Here is a 14,449-nt window from a genome sequence, read left to right on the forward strand (position 1 = left end):
CGAGGCCCCTCCCATCACATCCCTGCCGGCCCGTTCGGTGCCCCTGCGGCTGACCGGGGCCTCGCCCTGCCAGCGCCCGCCCTGCCGCCGAAGCCGCCCGCGCTGCCGCCACGTCGGGCGGGCTCGACGCCGGGCGCCCAGCCGCTGACCCCCGGCCGCGCCCCAGCGCTGCCCCCCCCGGGTGGCGCCCCAGCCGCTGACTCCCCGCCGCGCCCCAGCAACTACCCTCCGCTGACCCCGGCCTCGCCCCCACCCCGTACCTACCGACCGCCCCCGCCGCACCGGCCCGTTTCTCCGCGCCCCCCGTCCACATCCCGGACCATCGGGGAAACCAGGTCGCGTCCCCACCCCCCTCCTCCCATACGCTTGTCCCGTGACCCCCGTCGAGCTCTCCCGCACCGTGCTGCGCGCCATGCGTCGTGCCGTCGATGACGGGGAGCTCAGTGGCCTTGGGGACGTGGGCGTGGCCGAGCGGGTCGTCGTTGAGCGGCCTCGGGCCGGTGGGTGCGGGGACTACGCCACGAACGTCGCCCTGCAGGTCGCCCGCGCCGCCGGGCGCTCTCCCCGGCAGGTCGCCGAAGTGCTCTCCCCGCGGCTCACCGGCGAGCCCGGCATCGCCGCCATCGACATCACCGGGCCCGGCTTCCTCAACATCACCCTGGAGCGCGGCGACCCGCAGAGCTCTGGCAGCGCCTCCGCCGCCCTCGTACGCGACGTCCTCACGCAAGGCGCCTCCTACGGCCACGCCAGCCCCGGCCACTCCAGCCCCGGCCACACCCGCCCCGAAGGCGCCCGCCCCGAAGGCGCCCGCCCCGGCAGCGCCCACCCTGAACAAGCCAGCCCCGGCCGAGCCCACCTCCGCATCCCCCGAGAAGTCCGCGCCGCCGTCCTGGCCGACGCACTCCGCCGCATCCTTCTCTCCCAGGGCGTCATCGTCCGCCTCACCTGCGACGAAGCCCCCGACCCCGGCTGGGCCGCCCTCGGCGTGCACATCGATGCCCACGGGAAGCCCCCCGCCGCCTCCCTCCACGTCCTTCCCGTCCCCGCTCCCTCCGCCCCCAGCCCCCTCGGCTCCGACGCCGCCCGTTGGGCCCTTCTCCATCCCGCCGCTCACGACCGGGCCCGCATCAGTGACGAGCACCTCGTCCAGCGTGCGAGCAACCCCCTCTTCCGCGTGCGGTACGCCCACTCCCGGGTCCGTGCGCTCACCCGTAACGCAGGCGCGCTCGGATTCAGCTCCGAGGTCGGGGACGTCGCGGGGGGCGAGGCGCGTGACCTGGTTGATGCCCTTGCCGACTACCCCCGCATCCTGGCCGCCGCCGCCCGGCACCGGGCGCCCGACCGGCTTGCCCGGCATCTGGTCGTCGTCGCCGACGCCTTCCTCGCCTTTCAGCCCGACGTGCTGCCGCTCGGTGACGAGAAACCCTCGGCCGCCCACCGTGCCCGGCTCGCGCTCGCCGAAGCCGCCGGGACGGTGCTCGCAGGCGGCCTGTCCCTGCTCGGCATCAGCGCCCCCGAGTACTTGTGACACGTGAGGACTGCGACGGACGTGACTGACACGACTGAAGTGGCTGACGTGACTGACGTGACCGAAGTGAGAGAGACGACCGCGACATGAGCCGTTCCGCACACCCCGCCGGGCCCCGCCACGCCGACGTACTGCCCGAAGGGCACTACACCGCCCCGGCTGCCGACCTGAACACCCTCGACCCGAAGGTCTGGGCGCAGACCGTCGGGCGGGACGCGGACGGTGTCGTCACCGTCGGCGGGATCCCCGTGACCCGGCTCGCCGAGGAGTTCGGCACCCCCGCCTACTTCCTCGACGAGGCCGACTTCCGCGCCCGCTGCCACGCCTGGCGCGGCGCCTTCGGGGCCGACGCCGATGTCTTCTACGCCGGCAAGGCCTTCCTCTCGCGAGCGGTCGTGAAGTGGCTGCACGAGGAGGGGCTCAACCTGGACGTGTGCAGCGGTGGCGAGCTCGCCACCGCCCTCGCCGCCGGCATGCCCGCCGACCGCATCGCCTTCCACGGCAACAACAAGACCGAGGAGGAGATCGAGCGGGCCGTCGAGGCCGGCGTGGGGCGCATCGTGCTCGACTCCTTCCAGGAGATCGTGCGCGTCGCCCACATCGCCGACCGGCTCGGTGTCCGTCAGCGCGTGCAGATCCGCGTGACCGTCGGCGTCGAGGCCCACACCCACGAGTTCATCGCCACCGCCCACGAGGACCAGAAGTTCGGCATCGCGCTGGCCGGAGGACAGGCCGCAGAGGCCGTACGGCGGGCCCTCCAGCTCGACGGGCTCGAACTCATCGGCGTGCACTCGCACATCGGGTCGCAGATCTTCGACATGGCCGGGTTCGAGGTCTCCGCCCGACGTGTCGTGCAGCTGCTCGCCGACATTCGTGACGAGCACGGCGTCGAGCTTCCCGAGATCGACCTCGGCGGCGGGCTCGGCATCGCCTACACCTCAGAGGACGACCCCCGCGAGCCGCACGAGATCGCCAAGGCGCTCGGCGAGATCGTCACGCGTGAGTGCGAGGCCGCGAACCTCCGGACGCCGCGCATCTCCGTCGAGCCCGGCCGCGCCATCGTCGGGCCGACCGCCTTCACCCTGTACGAGGTCGGCACCATCAAGCCGCTCGAAGGGCTGCGTACGTACGTCTCCGTCGACGGCGGCATGTCCGACAACATCCGTACCGCCCTCTACGACGCCGAGTACAGCGTGGCCCTCGTGTCGCGGGAGTCCGACGCGGAGCCCATGCTCGTGCGCGTCGTCGGCAAGCACTGCGAGAGCGGGGACATCGTGGTGAAGGACGCGTTCCTGCCCGCCGACATCGCACCCGGTGACCTGATCGCCGTGCCCGCGACCGGCGCGTACTGCCGCTCCATGGCGAGCAACTACAACCACGCCCTGCGTCCGCCGGTCGTCGCCGTGCGAGAGGGTGAGGCGAGGGTCATCGTCCGGCGCGAGACGGAGGAAGATCTCCTGCGACTTGACGTCGGCTGAGGAAATACCGGCCCGGAAACAGCGATCGATGATGTATCGGTCTGTGAAATAGATGTCTCACCATTCGGACAGGGCATAGAAACTGCCGACGGTTGGGTGAGACTGGTCCCATCGTAGATGTATGAGAAGTGAGGTCGGATGATGCGTACGCGTCCGCTGAAGGTGGCGCTGCTGGGCTGTGGGGTTGTCGGCTCAGAGGTGGCGCGCATCATGACGACGCACGCCGACGACCTCACGGCCCGGATCGGTGCCCCGGTGGAGCTCGCCGGGGTGGCCGTCCGCAGGCCGTCGAAGGTGCGGGACGGAATCGACCCCTCACTGGTCACCACGGACGCGACCGCGCTGGTCAAACGTGGTGACATTGATGTCGTCGTCGAGGTCATCGGGGGCATCGAGCCCGCCAGGACCCTCATCACCACCGCCTTCGCGCACGGCGCCTCCGTCGTCTCCGCCAACAAGGCGCTCATCGCGCAGGACGGCGCAGCCCTGCACGCCGCCGCCGAGGAGCACGGGCGGGATCTCTACTACGAGGCTGCCGTCGCCGGTGCCATTCCGCTGATCCGGCCGCTGCGCGAGTCCCTGGTCGGGGACAAGGTGAACCGCGTTCTCGGGATCGTGAACGGAACCACCAACTTCATCCTCGACGCCATGGACACCACCGGTGCCGGCTACCAGGAAGCCCTCGACGAGGCCACCGCCCTCGGATACGCGGAAGCCGACCCGACCGCCGACGTCGAAGGCTTCGACGCCGCGGCCAAGGCCGCGATCCTCGCCGGTATCGCCTTCCACACGCGCGTGCGTCTCGACGACGTCTACCGCGAGGGCATGACCGAGGTGACCGCCGCCGACTTCGCGTCCGCGAAGCGCATGGGCTGCACCATCAAGCTGCTCGCCATCTGTGAGCGGGCCGCCCACGGCGGCTCCGTCACCGCGCGCGTGCACCCCGCGATGATTCCGCTCAGCCATCCGCTGGCGTCGGTGCGCGAGGCGTACAACGCGGTCTTCGTGGAGGCGGAGGCCGCGGGTCAGCTCATGTTCTACGGTCCCGGCGCGGGTGGTTCCCCCACCGCGTCGGCCGTGCTCGGCGACCTCGTCGCCGTCTGCCGGAACAAGCTCGGCGAAGCCACCGGGCCCGGCGAATCCGCGTACACCCAGCTGCCCGTGAGTTCCATGGGCGAGGTTGTCACGCGCTACCACATCAGCCTCGACGTGGCCGACAAGCCGGGTGTTCTCGCCCAGGTCGCGACGGTCTTCGCCGAGCACGGCGTATCGATCGATACGGTCCGTCAGACGGGCAAGGACGGCGAGGCCTCTCTCGTCGTCGTCACCCACCGCGCTCCCGACGCCGCCCTCACCGGCACCGTCGAGGCGCTGCGGAATCTCGACACCGTGCGTGGTGTCGCCAGCATCATGCGGGTTGAAGGGGAGTAGGCAGTAATGACCCACCAATGGCGCGGAATCATCGAGGAGTACCGGGAGCGTCTTCCCGTCTCCGACACGACGCCGGTCGTGACGCTCCGCGAGGGCGGAACGCCGCTCGTGCCCGCGCAGGTGCTCTCCGAGCGCACGGGCTGCGAGGTACATCTCAAGGTCGAGGGCGCCAACCCGACCGGGTCCTTCAAGGACCGCGGCATGACGATGGCGATCACGAAGGCCAAGGAGGAGGGCGCCAAGGCCGTCATCTGCGCCTCCACCGGCAACACGTCGGCCTCCGCCGCCGCCTATGCCGTACGGGCGGGGATGGTCTGCGCCGTCCTCGTGCCGCAGGGCAAGATCGCGCTCGGCAAGATGGGCCAGGCGCTCGTCTACGGCTCGAAGATCCTCCAGGTCGACGGCAACTTCGACGACTGCCTGAACCTCGCCCGCGCCCTCTCCGAGAACTACCCGGTGGCGCTGGTCAATTCGGTCAACCCGTTCCGCATCGAGGGCCAGAAGACGGCCTCGTTCGAGATCGTCGACGCGCTCGGTGACGCCCCCGACATCCACGTGCTCCCGGTGGGCAACGCGGGCAACATCACGGCCTATTGGAAGGGCTACAAGGAGTACGCCGCCGACTCGGTCTCGTCGCGCACTCCCCGCATGTGGGGCTTCCAGGCATCCGGTTCCGCGCCCATCGTGCGCGGCGAGATCGTCAAGGACCCCTCGACGATCGCCACCGCGATTCGCATCGGCAACCCCGCGTCGTGGCAGCACGCCCTCGACGCGCGCGACGAGTCGGACGGCTTCATCGACGAGGTGACGGACCGTGAGATCCTGCGCGCCTACAAGCTGTTGGCGTCCCAGGAGGGTGTCTTCGTCGAGCCGGCGTCGGCCGCTTCCGTCGCCGGTCTGCTGAAGGCGGCCGAGCAGGGCAAGGTCGACAAGGGGCAGCGCATCGTCTGCACCGTCACCGGGAACGGCCTCAAGGACCCGGACTGGGCCGTCGCGGGCGCACCGCAGCCGGTCACGGTCCCGGTCGACTCGGCCGCCGCGGCCGAGCGCCTCGGTCTGGCCTGATCACGCCGGTCCGCGTTACCGCGGGCCGCGGGGCGGGCATACCCGCCCGGAAAACCCGCAACTCCGTATAGGGGGTGCACAGGGGGCTTACGACACGCATCGTGCGCCTCCTGTGCGCCCTATGTCGCCACAGAACCTTCCTTCGATAGGCTGTACCGAACCCGCCCCGCCGCATATGCCGCGGTGCTGCCGCAGAGCGGCCTTCGGGTAGTGCCTCATCACGTGGCAAGTCCTCAAAAGATCGCAGCTCAAGGAGAGTCATCGAGCGATGGCCGGTCCCGCGTTCCGCGCCGCCGCCGTCCGGGTGCGCGTCCCCGCCACCAGCGCCAACCTCGGCCCGGGCTTCGACGCCCTCGGCCTGTCGCTGGGTCTGTACGACGACGTCGTCGTGCGGGTGGCCGACACCGGACTGAACATCGACATCGCAGGTGAGGGCAGCGAGACGCTCCCGCGCGACGAGTCGCATCTGCTGGTACGTTCCCTGCGCACCGCCTTCGACCTGCTCGGCGGTCAGCCGCGCGGGCTCGAAATCGTCTGTGCCAACCGCATTCCGCACGGCCGGGGCCTCGGCTCGTCGTCCGCCGCCATCTGCGCGGGCATCGTCGCCGCGCGCGCCGTGACGATAGGCGGCGACGCCCGCCTCGACGACAACGCTTTGCTCGAGCTCGCCACCGAGATCGAGGGCCACCCGGACAACGTCGCCGCCTGTCTGCTCGGCGGCTTCACGCTCTCCTGGATGGACGGGGGAGCGGCACGCGCGATCAGGATGGACCCGGCGGATTCCATCGTTCCGGTGGTCTTCGTGCCGTCGAAGCCCGTCCTCACCGAGACCGCGCGCGGACTGCTCCCGCGCACCGTCCCGCATGTCGACGCCGCCGCCAACGCGGGCCGGGCCGCACTGCTCGTCGAGGCCCTGACCAGGCGCCCCGAGCTGCTGCTCCCCGCGACCGAGGACCGGCTCCACCAGGAGTACCGCGCACCCGCCATGCCCGAGAGCGCCGCACTGGTCGAGCGCCTGCGCGCGGACGGAGTACCGGCGATGATCTCCGGCGCGGGACCCACGGTCCTCGCGCTGGCCGACGAGAGTGCGGCGGACAAGGTCGCACGCCTTGCGGGAGAGGGCTGGGCGGCCAATCGCCTGGCACTCGACGCGACCGGTGCGAGCGTGCTGCCGCTTGCTCCCTGACACCTGGTAGCCGGATGAGAGAGGGGGAATGTTTGTTGGATCCGGTAGTGTTAACCTCAAGTCTGCACCCGACCCCACCATGGCGAGGTGCTTCGTGTCCCCGTCCGGGACATCCATCCTTCCGGGAGCCTCCCAAACTGCTCTGTGCCCCGCACTGAGCGGTGCCGAGCACGCTCCGGAACCGGCGTGACCGAGCCGAGTGACACCGCACATCAGTGGCACCTCACCGGGACTCGCCATCACCAGTGAATTCTTCCGCCGCGCGTTGGCGGACCACCGCCCCGGCACGGTCCACACACCAAAGGACCTACCGGACAGCACAACCGGTCGCCGAGCCAGACAGGCCGACGTCCGCTCCAGGGAAGGACCCTTCGTGAGCGACACCACCGATCTGATGGGCGTGACTGCCGACACGCCCGCCACGGACGCCTCTGCGGCGCCTGCCACCGGTGCTTCGGCCGGGTCCCGGCGGCGCCGCGGCACCGGCCTCGATGGCATGGTGCTGGCGGAACTGCAGCAGGTCGCATCCGGCCTCGGTATCAAGGGCACCGCGCGGATGCGCAAGAGCCAGTTGATCGAGGTCATCAAGGAGGCGCAGGCCGGGGGCGGTGCCCCCGCGAAGAGCGCCGCGCCGTCCTCGGACGCCGAGACCAAGCCCAAGCGCCGCGCGACCTCGAAGGCCCGGACGGGCGAGGAGACCGCGGCGAGCACGGAGAAGGCCGCCAAGGCGAGCAAGGCCGACAAGGCCGAGCAGCCGGCCGGCGCCAAGGCCGAAGAGGCCGCCCAGCAGCAGATCGACATCCCGGGCCAGCCCGCGGGTGCCGACAAGGGCGAGCGCCGCGGCCGTCGCCGTGCCACCGCCGACGCGGGCAGCCCCGAGACGGTCACCGCCGAGGCGAAGAGCGAGCCGAAGAACGACGCCAAGAACGACAAGGGCGAGGCCAAGGCGGACACGCAGTCCGAGTCCAAGGGCGACGGCTCCGGTGACAACAACGCCGACGGCCGCCGCGAGCGCCGTGACCGCCAGGGCCGTGGCCGCGACCGCGACCGCCGTGGCAACAAGGGCGACGAGCAGCAGGGCGGAAACCGTCAGCAGGGCGGCGGCCGTCAGGACCGCCAGGACCGCGGCGACCGCCAGGACCGTCAGCAGCGCGACCAGCGGGACAACGGACCGCAGGACGACTTCGACGACGAGGCGGGTGGCCGCCGCGGCCGCCGTGGCCGTTACCGCGACCGCCGTGGCCGTCGTGGCCGCGACGAGTTCGGCGGCGCCAACGAGCCGCAGGTCGCCGACGACGACGTACTGATCCCTGTCGCGGGCATCCTGGACATCCTCGACAACTACGCGTTCATCCGCACCTCGGGCTACCTCCCGGGTCCGAACGACGTGTACGTGTCGCTCGCCCAGGTCCGCAAGAACGGTCTGCGCAAGGGTGACCACGTCACCGGCGCCGTCCGCCAGCCCAAGGACGGCGAGCGCCGCGAGAAGTTCAACGCGCTCGTGCGCCTCGACTCGGCGAACGGCATGGCGGCCGAATCCGGGCGCGGGCGACCGGAGTTCAACAAGCTGACGCCCCTTTACCCGCAGGACCGGCTCCGTCTGGAGACCGACCCGGGTGTGCTCACCACCCGCATCATCGACCTCGTGTCGCCGATCGGTAAGGGCCAGCGCGGCCTGATCGTGGCCCCGCCGAAGACCGGCAAGACCATGATCATGCAGGCGGTCGCGAACGCGATCACCACGAACAGCCCCGAGTGCCACCTGATGGTCGTCCTGGTCGACGAGCGTCCGGAAGAGGTCACCGACATGCAGCGGTCGGTGAAGGGCGAGGTCATCTCCTCGACCTTCGACCGTCCCGCCGAGGACCACACCACGGTCGCCGAGCTGGCCATCGAGCGCGCCAAGCGCCTCGTGGAGCTGGGTCACGACGTGGTCGTGCTTCTCGACTCGATCACCCGCCTGGGCCGTGCGTACAACCTGGCGGCCCCGGCCTCCGGCCGCATCCTGTCCGGTGGTGTCGACTCGACCGCGCTCTACCCGCCGAAGCGCTTCTTCGGTGCGGCGCGCAACATCGAGGACGGCGGCTCGCTGACGATCCTCGCGACCGCGCTCGTCGACACCGGTTCGCGCATGGACGAGGTGATCTTCGAGGAGTTCAAGGGCACCGGCAACATGGAGCTCAAGCTCGACCGGAAGCTCTCCGACAAGCGCATCTTCCCGGCGGTGGACGTCGACGCGTCCTCAACCCGCAAGGAAGAGATCCTGCTCAACAGCGAAGAGCTCGCGATCGTCTGGAAGCTGCGCCGGGTGCTGCACGCCCTCGACTCGCAGCAGGCCATCGAGCTGCTCCTCGACAAGATGAAGCAGACGAAGTCGAACGCCGAGTTCCTCATGCAGATCGCGAAGACGACGCCGACGCCGGGCAACGGCAACGACTAGTCCTCGCGGGCCGTACGTACACAAAAGGGCCGCCCCCGTCATCCGACGGGGGCGGCCCTTTCGTGCCGAGGGGCGCGCGACGGGCGCTGAATGACCTTGGCCACACCCCTAAGAGATTCTTACGGTCACGGGCAGTAGCCCCGTGACGGGAGAAACCGCAGGTGAGAAGCCAGAAGAACGGGGAAGGAGTGCACGATGTGTCACGAGCGTGCGCCGGGGCGCTCACAAAGCGCTGTGCAACCCTTCTTTCGGTTTCCACGTCTGACAAGTGACGACAAACCGCGCCTGACCCTGAAAGCAGGGGGTACCCGACCCGGACGAGGACTGAGGAGCCCATGACCGACGAGAGCGCACCCGCGGCGGATACGGCGGCACCGAAACGCTCCCGAGGCGGTGGCGGTCGGCGTCGTAAGCCGCGCGAGAAGCGCAGCAAGGTCCTCGTCGTCACCGCGTGGACCGCGGCCTCGGTGGTCGTACTCGGCGGTGCGGGCCTCGGCTTCGTGTACTTCAAGCTCAACGGCAACATCAAGGGCGTCGACATCAACGCCGCGCTCGGCACGGACCGCCCCGAGAACGTCGACAACGGCTCGCAGGACATCCTCGTCCTCGGCTCCGACTCCCGCTCCGGCGACAACGCCAAGTACGGCAAGGACGAGGGCGCCGCCCGCTCGGACACGGCGATGGTCGTGCACGTGAACAAGGGCCACAAGTCGGCCAGCGTCGTCTCCATACCCCGCGACACCCTCATATCCCGCCCCGAGTGCAAGACGGACGACGGCAAGACGGATCCGGGCGGCCAGCGGCAGATGTTCAACACGGCGTACGAGGTCGGCGGCCCCGCCTGCGCCGTCAAGACGGTGGAGAAGATGTCCGGCATCCGGATGGACCACTACGTGGAAGTGGACTTCTCCGGCTTCAAGAAGCTCATCAACACCCTCGGCGGCGTCGAGATCACCACCAAGAAGGCGATCAAGGACAAGGACAGCCACCTGGACCTCGAGGCCGGCACGCACCAGCTCACCGGCGAGCAGGCCCTCGGCCTCGTCCGCACGCGGCACGGCGTCGGCGACGGCAGCGACCTCGGCCGCATCCAGCTCCAGCAGGCCTTCATCAAGGCCCTGATCAACCAGGTCAAGGACGTCGGCGTCTTCAGCAACCCGAAGAAGCTCTACGACCTCGCGAACGACGCGACGAGCGCCATCACCACCGACTCCGACCTGAACGACGTCAAGAGCCTCGCGGGCTTCGCGAGCGGCCTCAAGGGCATCGGCGCCGGCGACATGAAGATGGTCACGATGCCCATCCAGTACGACCCGGCGGACCCCAACCGCGTCCTGCCCCTGGAGAAGGCCGACCAGCAGGTCTGGGACGCGCTCAAGGCCGACAAGCCCATCCCCAAGTCCGCCACCGAGAAGTCCGCGGGCGACAAGGGCGACGCGAGCGACGTGGTGACCAGCGACTAGCGGTCCCCTGAGCCCGCCGGGGAATAGAACAGCGCCCACCCCGGTTTGGGCAGATGCGACCCGTCCTGGCAGACTGGTACGTCGGCCCCGGTTCACGTACGAGCAATCCGCGCGTACGACCCGGCGCCCTCCCGAAACTAGGAGACACCTTGAAGCGCGACATCCACCCCGAGTACTTCGAGACCCAGGTCAGCTGCACCTGCGGCGCGGAGTTCACCACCCGCAGCACGATCTCCAGCGGCCGCGTCCGTGCCGAGGTCTGCTCCGAGTGCCACCCGTTCTACACGGGCAAGCAGAAGATCCTCGACACCGGTGGCCGCGTGGCCCGCTTCGAGGCCCGCTTCGGCAAGGCTGCAGCCAACAAGTAGCGAGCCACTGCGCCGGTCTTCGGCCGCCCCCGGGAGGGGGCGGTTGGGACCGGCGCTTTGCCGTCTGATCTCAAGCAGCCACCTTCGCGTAGAACCCTTGCGCAGTACCTTCGCGTAGAAAACTCAGGAGACCCCGATGTTCGAGGCGGTCGAGGAACTGATCGGCGAGCACGCCGATCTGGAGACGAAGCTCGCGGACCCCTCGGTCCACGCCGACCAGGCCAACGCGCGCAAGCTCAACAAGCGCTACGCCGAGCTGACCCCGATCGTCTCGACGTACCGCGCCTGGAAGCAGACCGGCGACGACATCGCGACGGCCCGTGAACTGGCCGCGGAGGACCCGGAGTTCGCCGCGGAGGTCAAGGAGCTGGACAAGCAGCGCGAGGAGATCACCGAGAAGCTGCGGCTTCTCCTGGTGCCCCGCGACCCGTCCGACGACAAGGACGTCATCCTCGAGGTCAAGGCGGGCGCGGGCGGCGACGAGTCGGCGCTCTTCGCGGGCGACCTCCTGCGCATGTACCTGCGGTACGCGGAGCGCGTGGGCTGGAAGACCGAGATCATCGACGCCACCGAGTCCGAGCTCGGCGGCTACAAGGACGTCCAGGTCGCCGTGAAGACCAAGGGCGGCAACGGCGCCACCGAGCCCGGCCAGGGCGTATGGGCCCGGCTGAAGTACGAGGGCGGCGTGCACCGCGTGCAGCGGGTGCCCTCCACCGAGTCGCAGGGCCGGATCCACACCTCCGCGGCCGGCGTCCTGGTGACGCCGGAGGCCGAGGAGGTCGACGTCGAGATCCACGCGAACGACCTGCGCATCGACGTCTACCGCTCGTCGGGCCCCGGCGGCCAGTCCGTCAACACCACCGACTCCGCGGTGCGCATCACGCACCTGCCCACCGGCGTCGTGGCCTCCTGCCAGAACGAGAAGAGCCAGCTGCAGAACAAGGAGCAGGCGATGCGTATTCTGCGCTCCAGGCTCCTTGCCGCGGCGCAGGAGGAAGCGGAGAGCAAGGCCGCGGACGCCCGCCGCAGCCAGGTCCGCACCGTCGACCGCTCCGAGAAGATCCGGACGTACAACTTCCCGGAAAACCGGATCTCGGACCACCGTGTCGGCTTCAAGGCGTACAACTTGGACCAGGTGCTCGACGGAGACCTCGACGCGGTCATCCAGGCCTGCGTCGACGCGGACTCCGCAGCCAAGCTCGCGGCCGCGTAAGCACCCGACAACCGCACTGCCCCCCGGAGGACCAGCGTGAACCTGCTGCTCGCGGAAGTGGCCCAGGCCACCCAGCGGCTGGCCGACGCCGGCGTGCCCTCGCCGCGCAACGACGCGGAGGAGCTCGCGGCCTTCGTGCACGGCGTGAAGCGGGGCGAGCTGCACTCCGTCAAGGACTCTGACTTCGACGCCCGCTACTGGGAGACGATCGCGCGCCGCGAGGCACGCGAGCCGCTCCAGCACATCACCGGGCGCGCGTTCTTCCGCTACCTCGAACTCCAGGTGGGCCCCGGTGTCTTCGTGCCGCGGCCGGAGACCGAGTCGGTCGTCGGCTGGGCCATAGACGCCGTGCGCGCGATGGACGTCGTCGAGCCGCTCATCGTCGACCTCTGCACGGGTTCAGGGGCCATCGCCCTGGCCATGGCGCAGGAGGTCCCGCGCTCGCGCGTGCACGCCGTGGAGCTCTCCGAGGACGCCCTGAAGTGGACGCGGAAGAACGTCGAGGGGTCCAGGGTCAAGCTCTCCCAGGGCGACGCGCGTGACGCCCTTCCGGAGCTCGAGGGCCAGGTCGACCTCCTCATCTCGAACCCTCCGTACATCCCGCTCACCGAGTGGGAGTACGTCGCTCCGGAAGCCCGTGACTACGACCCGGAACTGTCGCTCTTCTCCGGCGAGGACGGCCTCGACCTGATCCGCGGCATCGAGCGCACCGCCCACCGGCTCCTGCGGCCCGGTGGCGTCGTTGTCATCGAGCACGCGGACACCCAGGGCGGCCAGGTGCCGTGGATCTTCACCGAGGAGCGGGGCTGGGCCGACGCGGCCGACCACCCCGACCTCAACAACAGGCCGAGGTTCGCGACCGCCCGCAAGGCGATGCCGTGAACCCCACCACTTCAAGCCAGCAGTACGTGTACGAGGAGGCCCGCTAGATGGCACGGCGATACGACACCAATGACGCGACCGACCGGACGACCGGTCTGCGCGAGGCCGCGTCGGCCGTCCGCCGTGGCGAGCTGGTCGTGCTGCCCACCGACACCGTCTACGGGATCGGTGCCGACGCCTTCACGCCGGAGGCGTGCGCCGACCTGCTCGACGCCAAGGGCCGCGGCCGCAACATGCCGACGCCTGTCCTCATCGGCTCCCCGAACACGCTGCACGGCCTGGTCACCGACTTCTCCGAGTCGGCCTGGGAGCTCGTCGACGCGTTCTGGCCCGGCGCCCTGACCCTGGTCGCCAAGCAGCAGCCGTCGCTCCAGTGGGACCTCGGGGACACCCGGGGGACCGTCGCGATCCGGATGCCGCTGCACCCCGTCGCCATCGAACTGCTCACCGAGGTCGGCCCCATGGCGGTCTCCTCGGCGAACCTCACGGGACACCCGTCCCCCGAGGACTGCGACGCCGCGCAGGAGATGCTCGGCGACTCCGTCTCCGTGTACCTGGACGGCGGCCCGACGCCGGGCATCGTCCCGTCGTCGATCGTGGACGTCACCGGGCAGGTTCCGGTACTGCTGCGCGCGGGCGCCCTGACCGCGGAGGAGCTCCGCAAGGTGGTACCCGACCTCGAGGTGGCGAATTGACAGCCCCTGAGACGGGGCGTGGCATAGCGGCTTATCCCGATTCGTTCCGCATCCTCCACGTCAGCACCGGCAATGTGTGCCGCTCGCCGATCACCGAGCGGCTGACCAGGCATGCCCTGGCCGACCGCCTCGGCGACCCCTTCACCGGCGGCCTGATCGTGGAGAGCGCGGGCACGTGGGGGCACGAGGGCGCCCCCATGGAGACCAACGCCGAGGCGGTGCTCGCGGACTTCGGCGCGGACGCGTCCGGCTTCAAGGGGCGCGAGCTCCTCGACGAGCACGTCATCCGCGCCGACCTCGTCCTGACGGCCACCCGGGACCACCGGGCGCAGGTCATCTCGATGGGGCACTCGGCGGGCCTTCGCACGTTCACGCTCAAGGAGTTCACGCGGCTCGTGCGGGCCATAGACCCGGCGACCCTGCCCGACCCCGACGGGGGAGTGGTCGAGCGGGCCAGGGCCCTGGTGCGGGCCGCGGCGGCGCTGCGGGGCTGGCTTCTCGCCCCCACGGCCGAGGCCGACGAGGTGTACGACCCCTACGGGGCGCCGCTGCCCTTCTTCCGCTCGGTGGGCGACGAGATCAACGAGGCGCTCGACCCGGTGGTGACGGCGCTCACGGGCGTGCGGGCCAAGGCTTAAACCTTTCTCTTCGAGAGATCGGGCCGACGCCGCGCGGGCACCGTGTGGCGGGCCTACATTGG

The 14,449-nt window shown here is 70.2% G+C and carries 12 protein-coding genes; all 12 read left to right on the forward strand.

Annotated elements, in window-relative coordinates; genetic code table 11:
- Positions 1-373: 373 nt before the first annotated feature.
- The 12 genes from nrtL (at position 374) to ABXJ52_RS25390 (ending at position 14,387) form a co-directional block, all read left to right on the forward strand.
- Positions 374-1,528: an ArgS-related anticodon-binding protein NrtL gene (gene nrtL, locus ABXJ52_RS25335; RefSeq protein WP_367044968.1), complete on the forward strand. Its 1,155-nt coding sequence runs from the start codon at positions 374-376 to the stop codon at positions 1,526-1,528.
- A gap of 86 nt (positions 1,529-1,614) precedes the next feature.
- Complete coding sequence (gene lysA, locus ABXJ52_RS25340) at positions 1,615-3,006, forward strand: diaminopimelate decarboxylase (RefSeq protein WP_367044969.1); 1,392 nt, start codon at positions 1,615-1,617, stop codon at positions 3,004-3,006.
- Between the two features lie 138 nt (positions 3,007-3,144).
- Complete coding sequence (locus ABXJ52_RS25345) at positions 3,145-4,437, forward strand: homoserine dehydrogenase (protein ID WP_367044970.1); 1,293 nt, start codon at positions 3,145-3,147, stop codon at positions 4,435-4,437.
- A 6-nt stretch (positions 4,438-4,443) separates the two neighbouring features.
- Positions 4,444-5,502, forward strand: coding sequence for a threonine synthase (gene thrC, locus ABXJ52_RS25350; RefSeq protein WP_367044971.1), 1,059 nt, complete (start codon positions 4,444-4,446; stop codon positions 5,500-5,502).
- 268 nt (positions 5,503-5,770) lie between these two features.
- A complete protein-coding gene (thrB, locus tag ABXJ52_RS25355) occupies positions 5,771-6,688 on the forward strand; it encodes a homoserine kinase (RefSeq protein WP_367044972.1) in 918 nt (305 codons plus the stop codon).
- 373 nt (positions 6,689-7,061) lie between these two features.
- Positions 7,062-9,128: a transcription termination factor Rho gene (gene rho / locus ABXJ52_RS25360; RefSeq protein ID WP_367044973.1), complete on the forward strand. Its 2,067-nt coding sequence runs from the start codon at positions 7,062-7,064 to the stop codon at positions 9,126-9,128.
- A 335-nt stretch (positions 9,129-9,463) separates the two neighbouring features.
- Complete coding sequence (locus ABXJ52_RS25365) at positions 9,464-10,591, forward strand: LCP family protein (protein ID WP_367044974.1); 1,128 nt, start codon at positions 9,464-9,466, stop codon at positions 10,589-10,591.
- 149 nt (positions 10,592-10,740) lie between these two features.
- Entirely contained in the window at positions 10,741-10,959 is a 219-nt protein-coding gene (gene rpmE, locus ABXJ52_RS25370) for a 50S ribosomal protein L31 (protein ID WP_367044975.1), read from the forward strand.
- 136 nt (positions 10,960-11,095) lie between these two features.
- Entirely contained in the window at positions 11,096-12,172 is a 1,077-nt protein-coding gene (gene prfA / locus ABXJ52_RS25375) for a peptide chain release factor 1 (protein ID WP_365820548.1), read from the forward strand.
- 36 nt (positions 12,173-12,208) lie between these two features.
- On the forward strand, positions 12,209-13,054 hold the full coding sequence (gene prmC, locus ABXJ52_RS25380; protein WP_160507228.1) for a peptide chain release factor N(5)-glutamine methyltransferase: 846 nt from the start codon (positions 12,209-12,211) through the stop codon (positions 13,052-13,054).
- Positions 13,055-13,101: 47 nt separating this feature from the next.
- Positions 13,102-13,749, forward strand: coding sequence for an L-threonylcarbamoyladenylate synthase (locus ABXJ52_RS25385; RefSeq protein ID WP_363209285.1), 648 nt, complete (start codon positions 13,102-13,104; stop codon positions 13,747-13,749).
- On the forward strand, positions 13,746-14,387 hold the full coding sequence (locus ABXJ52_RS25390) for a protein-tyrosine-phosphatase (protein ID WP_160507229.1): 642 nt from the start codon (positions 13,746-13,748) through the stop codon (positions 14,385-14,387). Before ABXJ52_RS25385 ends, ABXJ52_RS25390 begins: the two co-directional genes overlap by 4 nt.
- Positions 14,388-14,449 lie beyond the last annotated feature (62 nt).

The sequence above is a fragment of the Streptomyces sp. Je 1-332 genome (assembly GCF_040730185.1).
GTDB lineage: Bacteria > Actinomycetota > Actinomycetes > Streptomycetales > Streptomycetaceae > Streptomyces.

Excerpts from the sequence above, each read along its gene's own strand:
- prfA (WP_365820548.1), top strand. The coding sequence starts at position 11,096 with ATGTTCGAGGCGGTCGAGGAACTGATCGGCGAGCACGCCGATCTGGAG.
- ABXJ52_RS25345 (WP_367044970.1), top strand. The coding sequence starts at position 3,145 with ATGATGCGTACGCGTCCGCTGAAGGTGGCGCTGCTGGGCTGTGGGGTT.
- lysA (WP_367044969.1), top strand. The coding sequence starts at position 1,615 with ATGAGCCGTTCCGCACACCCCGCCGGGCCCCGCCACGCCGACGTACTG.
- thrC (WP_367044971.1), top strand. The coding sequence starts at position 4,444 with ATGACCCACCAATGGCGCGGAATCATCGAGGAGTACCGGGAGCGTCTT.
- ABXJ52_RS25385 (WP_363209285.1), top strand. The coding sequence starts at position 13,102 with ATGGCACGGCGATACGACACCAATGACGCGACCGACCGGACGACCGGT.
- thrB (WP_367044972.1), top strand. The coding sequence starts at position 5,771 with ATGGCCGGTCCCGCGTTCCGCGCCGCCGCCGTCCGGGTGCGCGTCCCC.
- ABXJ52_RS25365 (WP_367044974.1), top strand. The coding sequence starts at position 9,464 with ATGACCGACGAGAGCGCACCCGCGGCGGATACGGCGGCACCGAAACGC.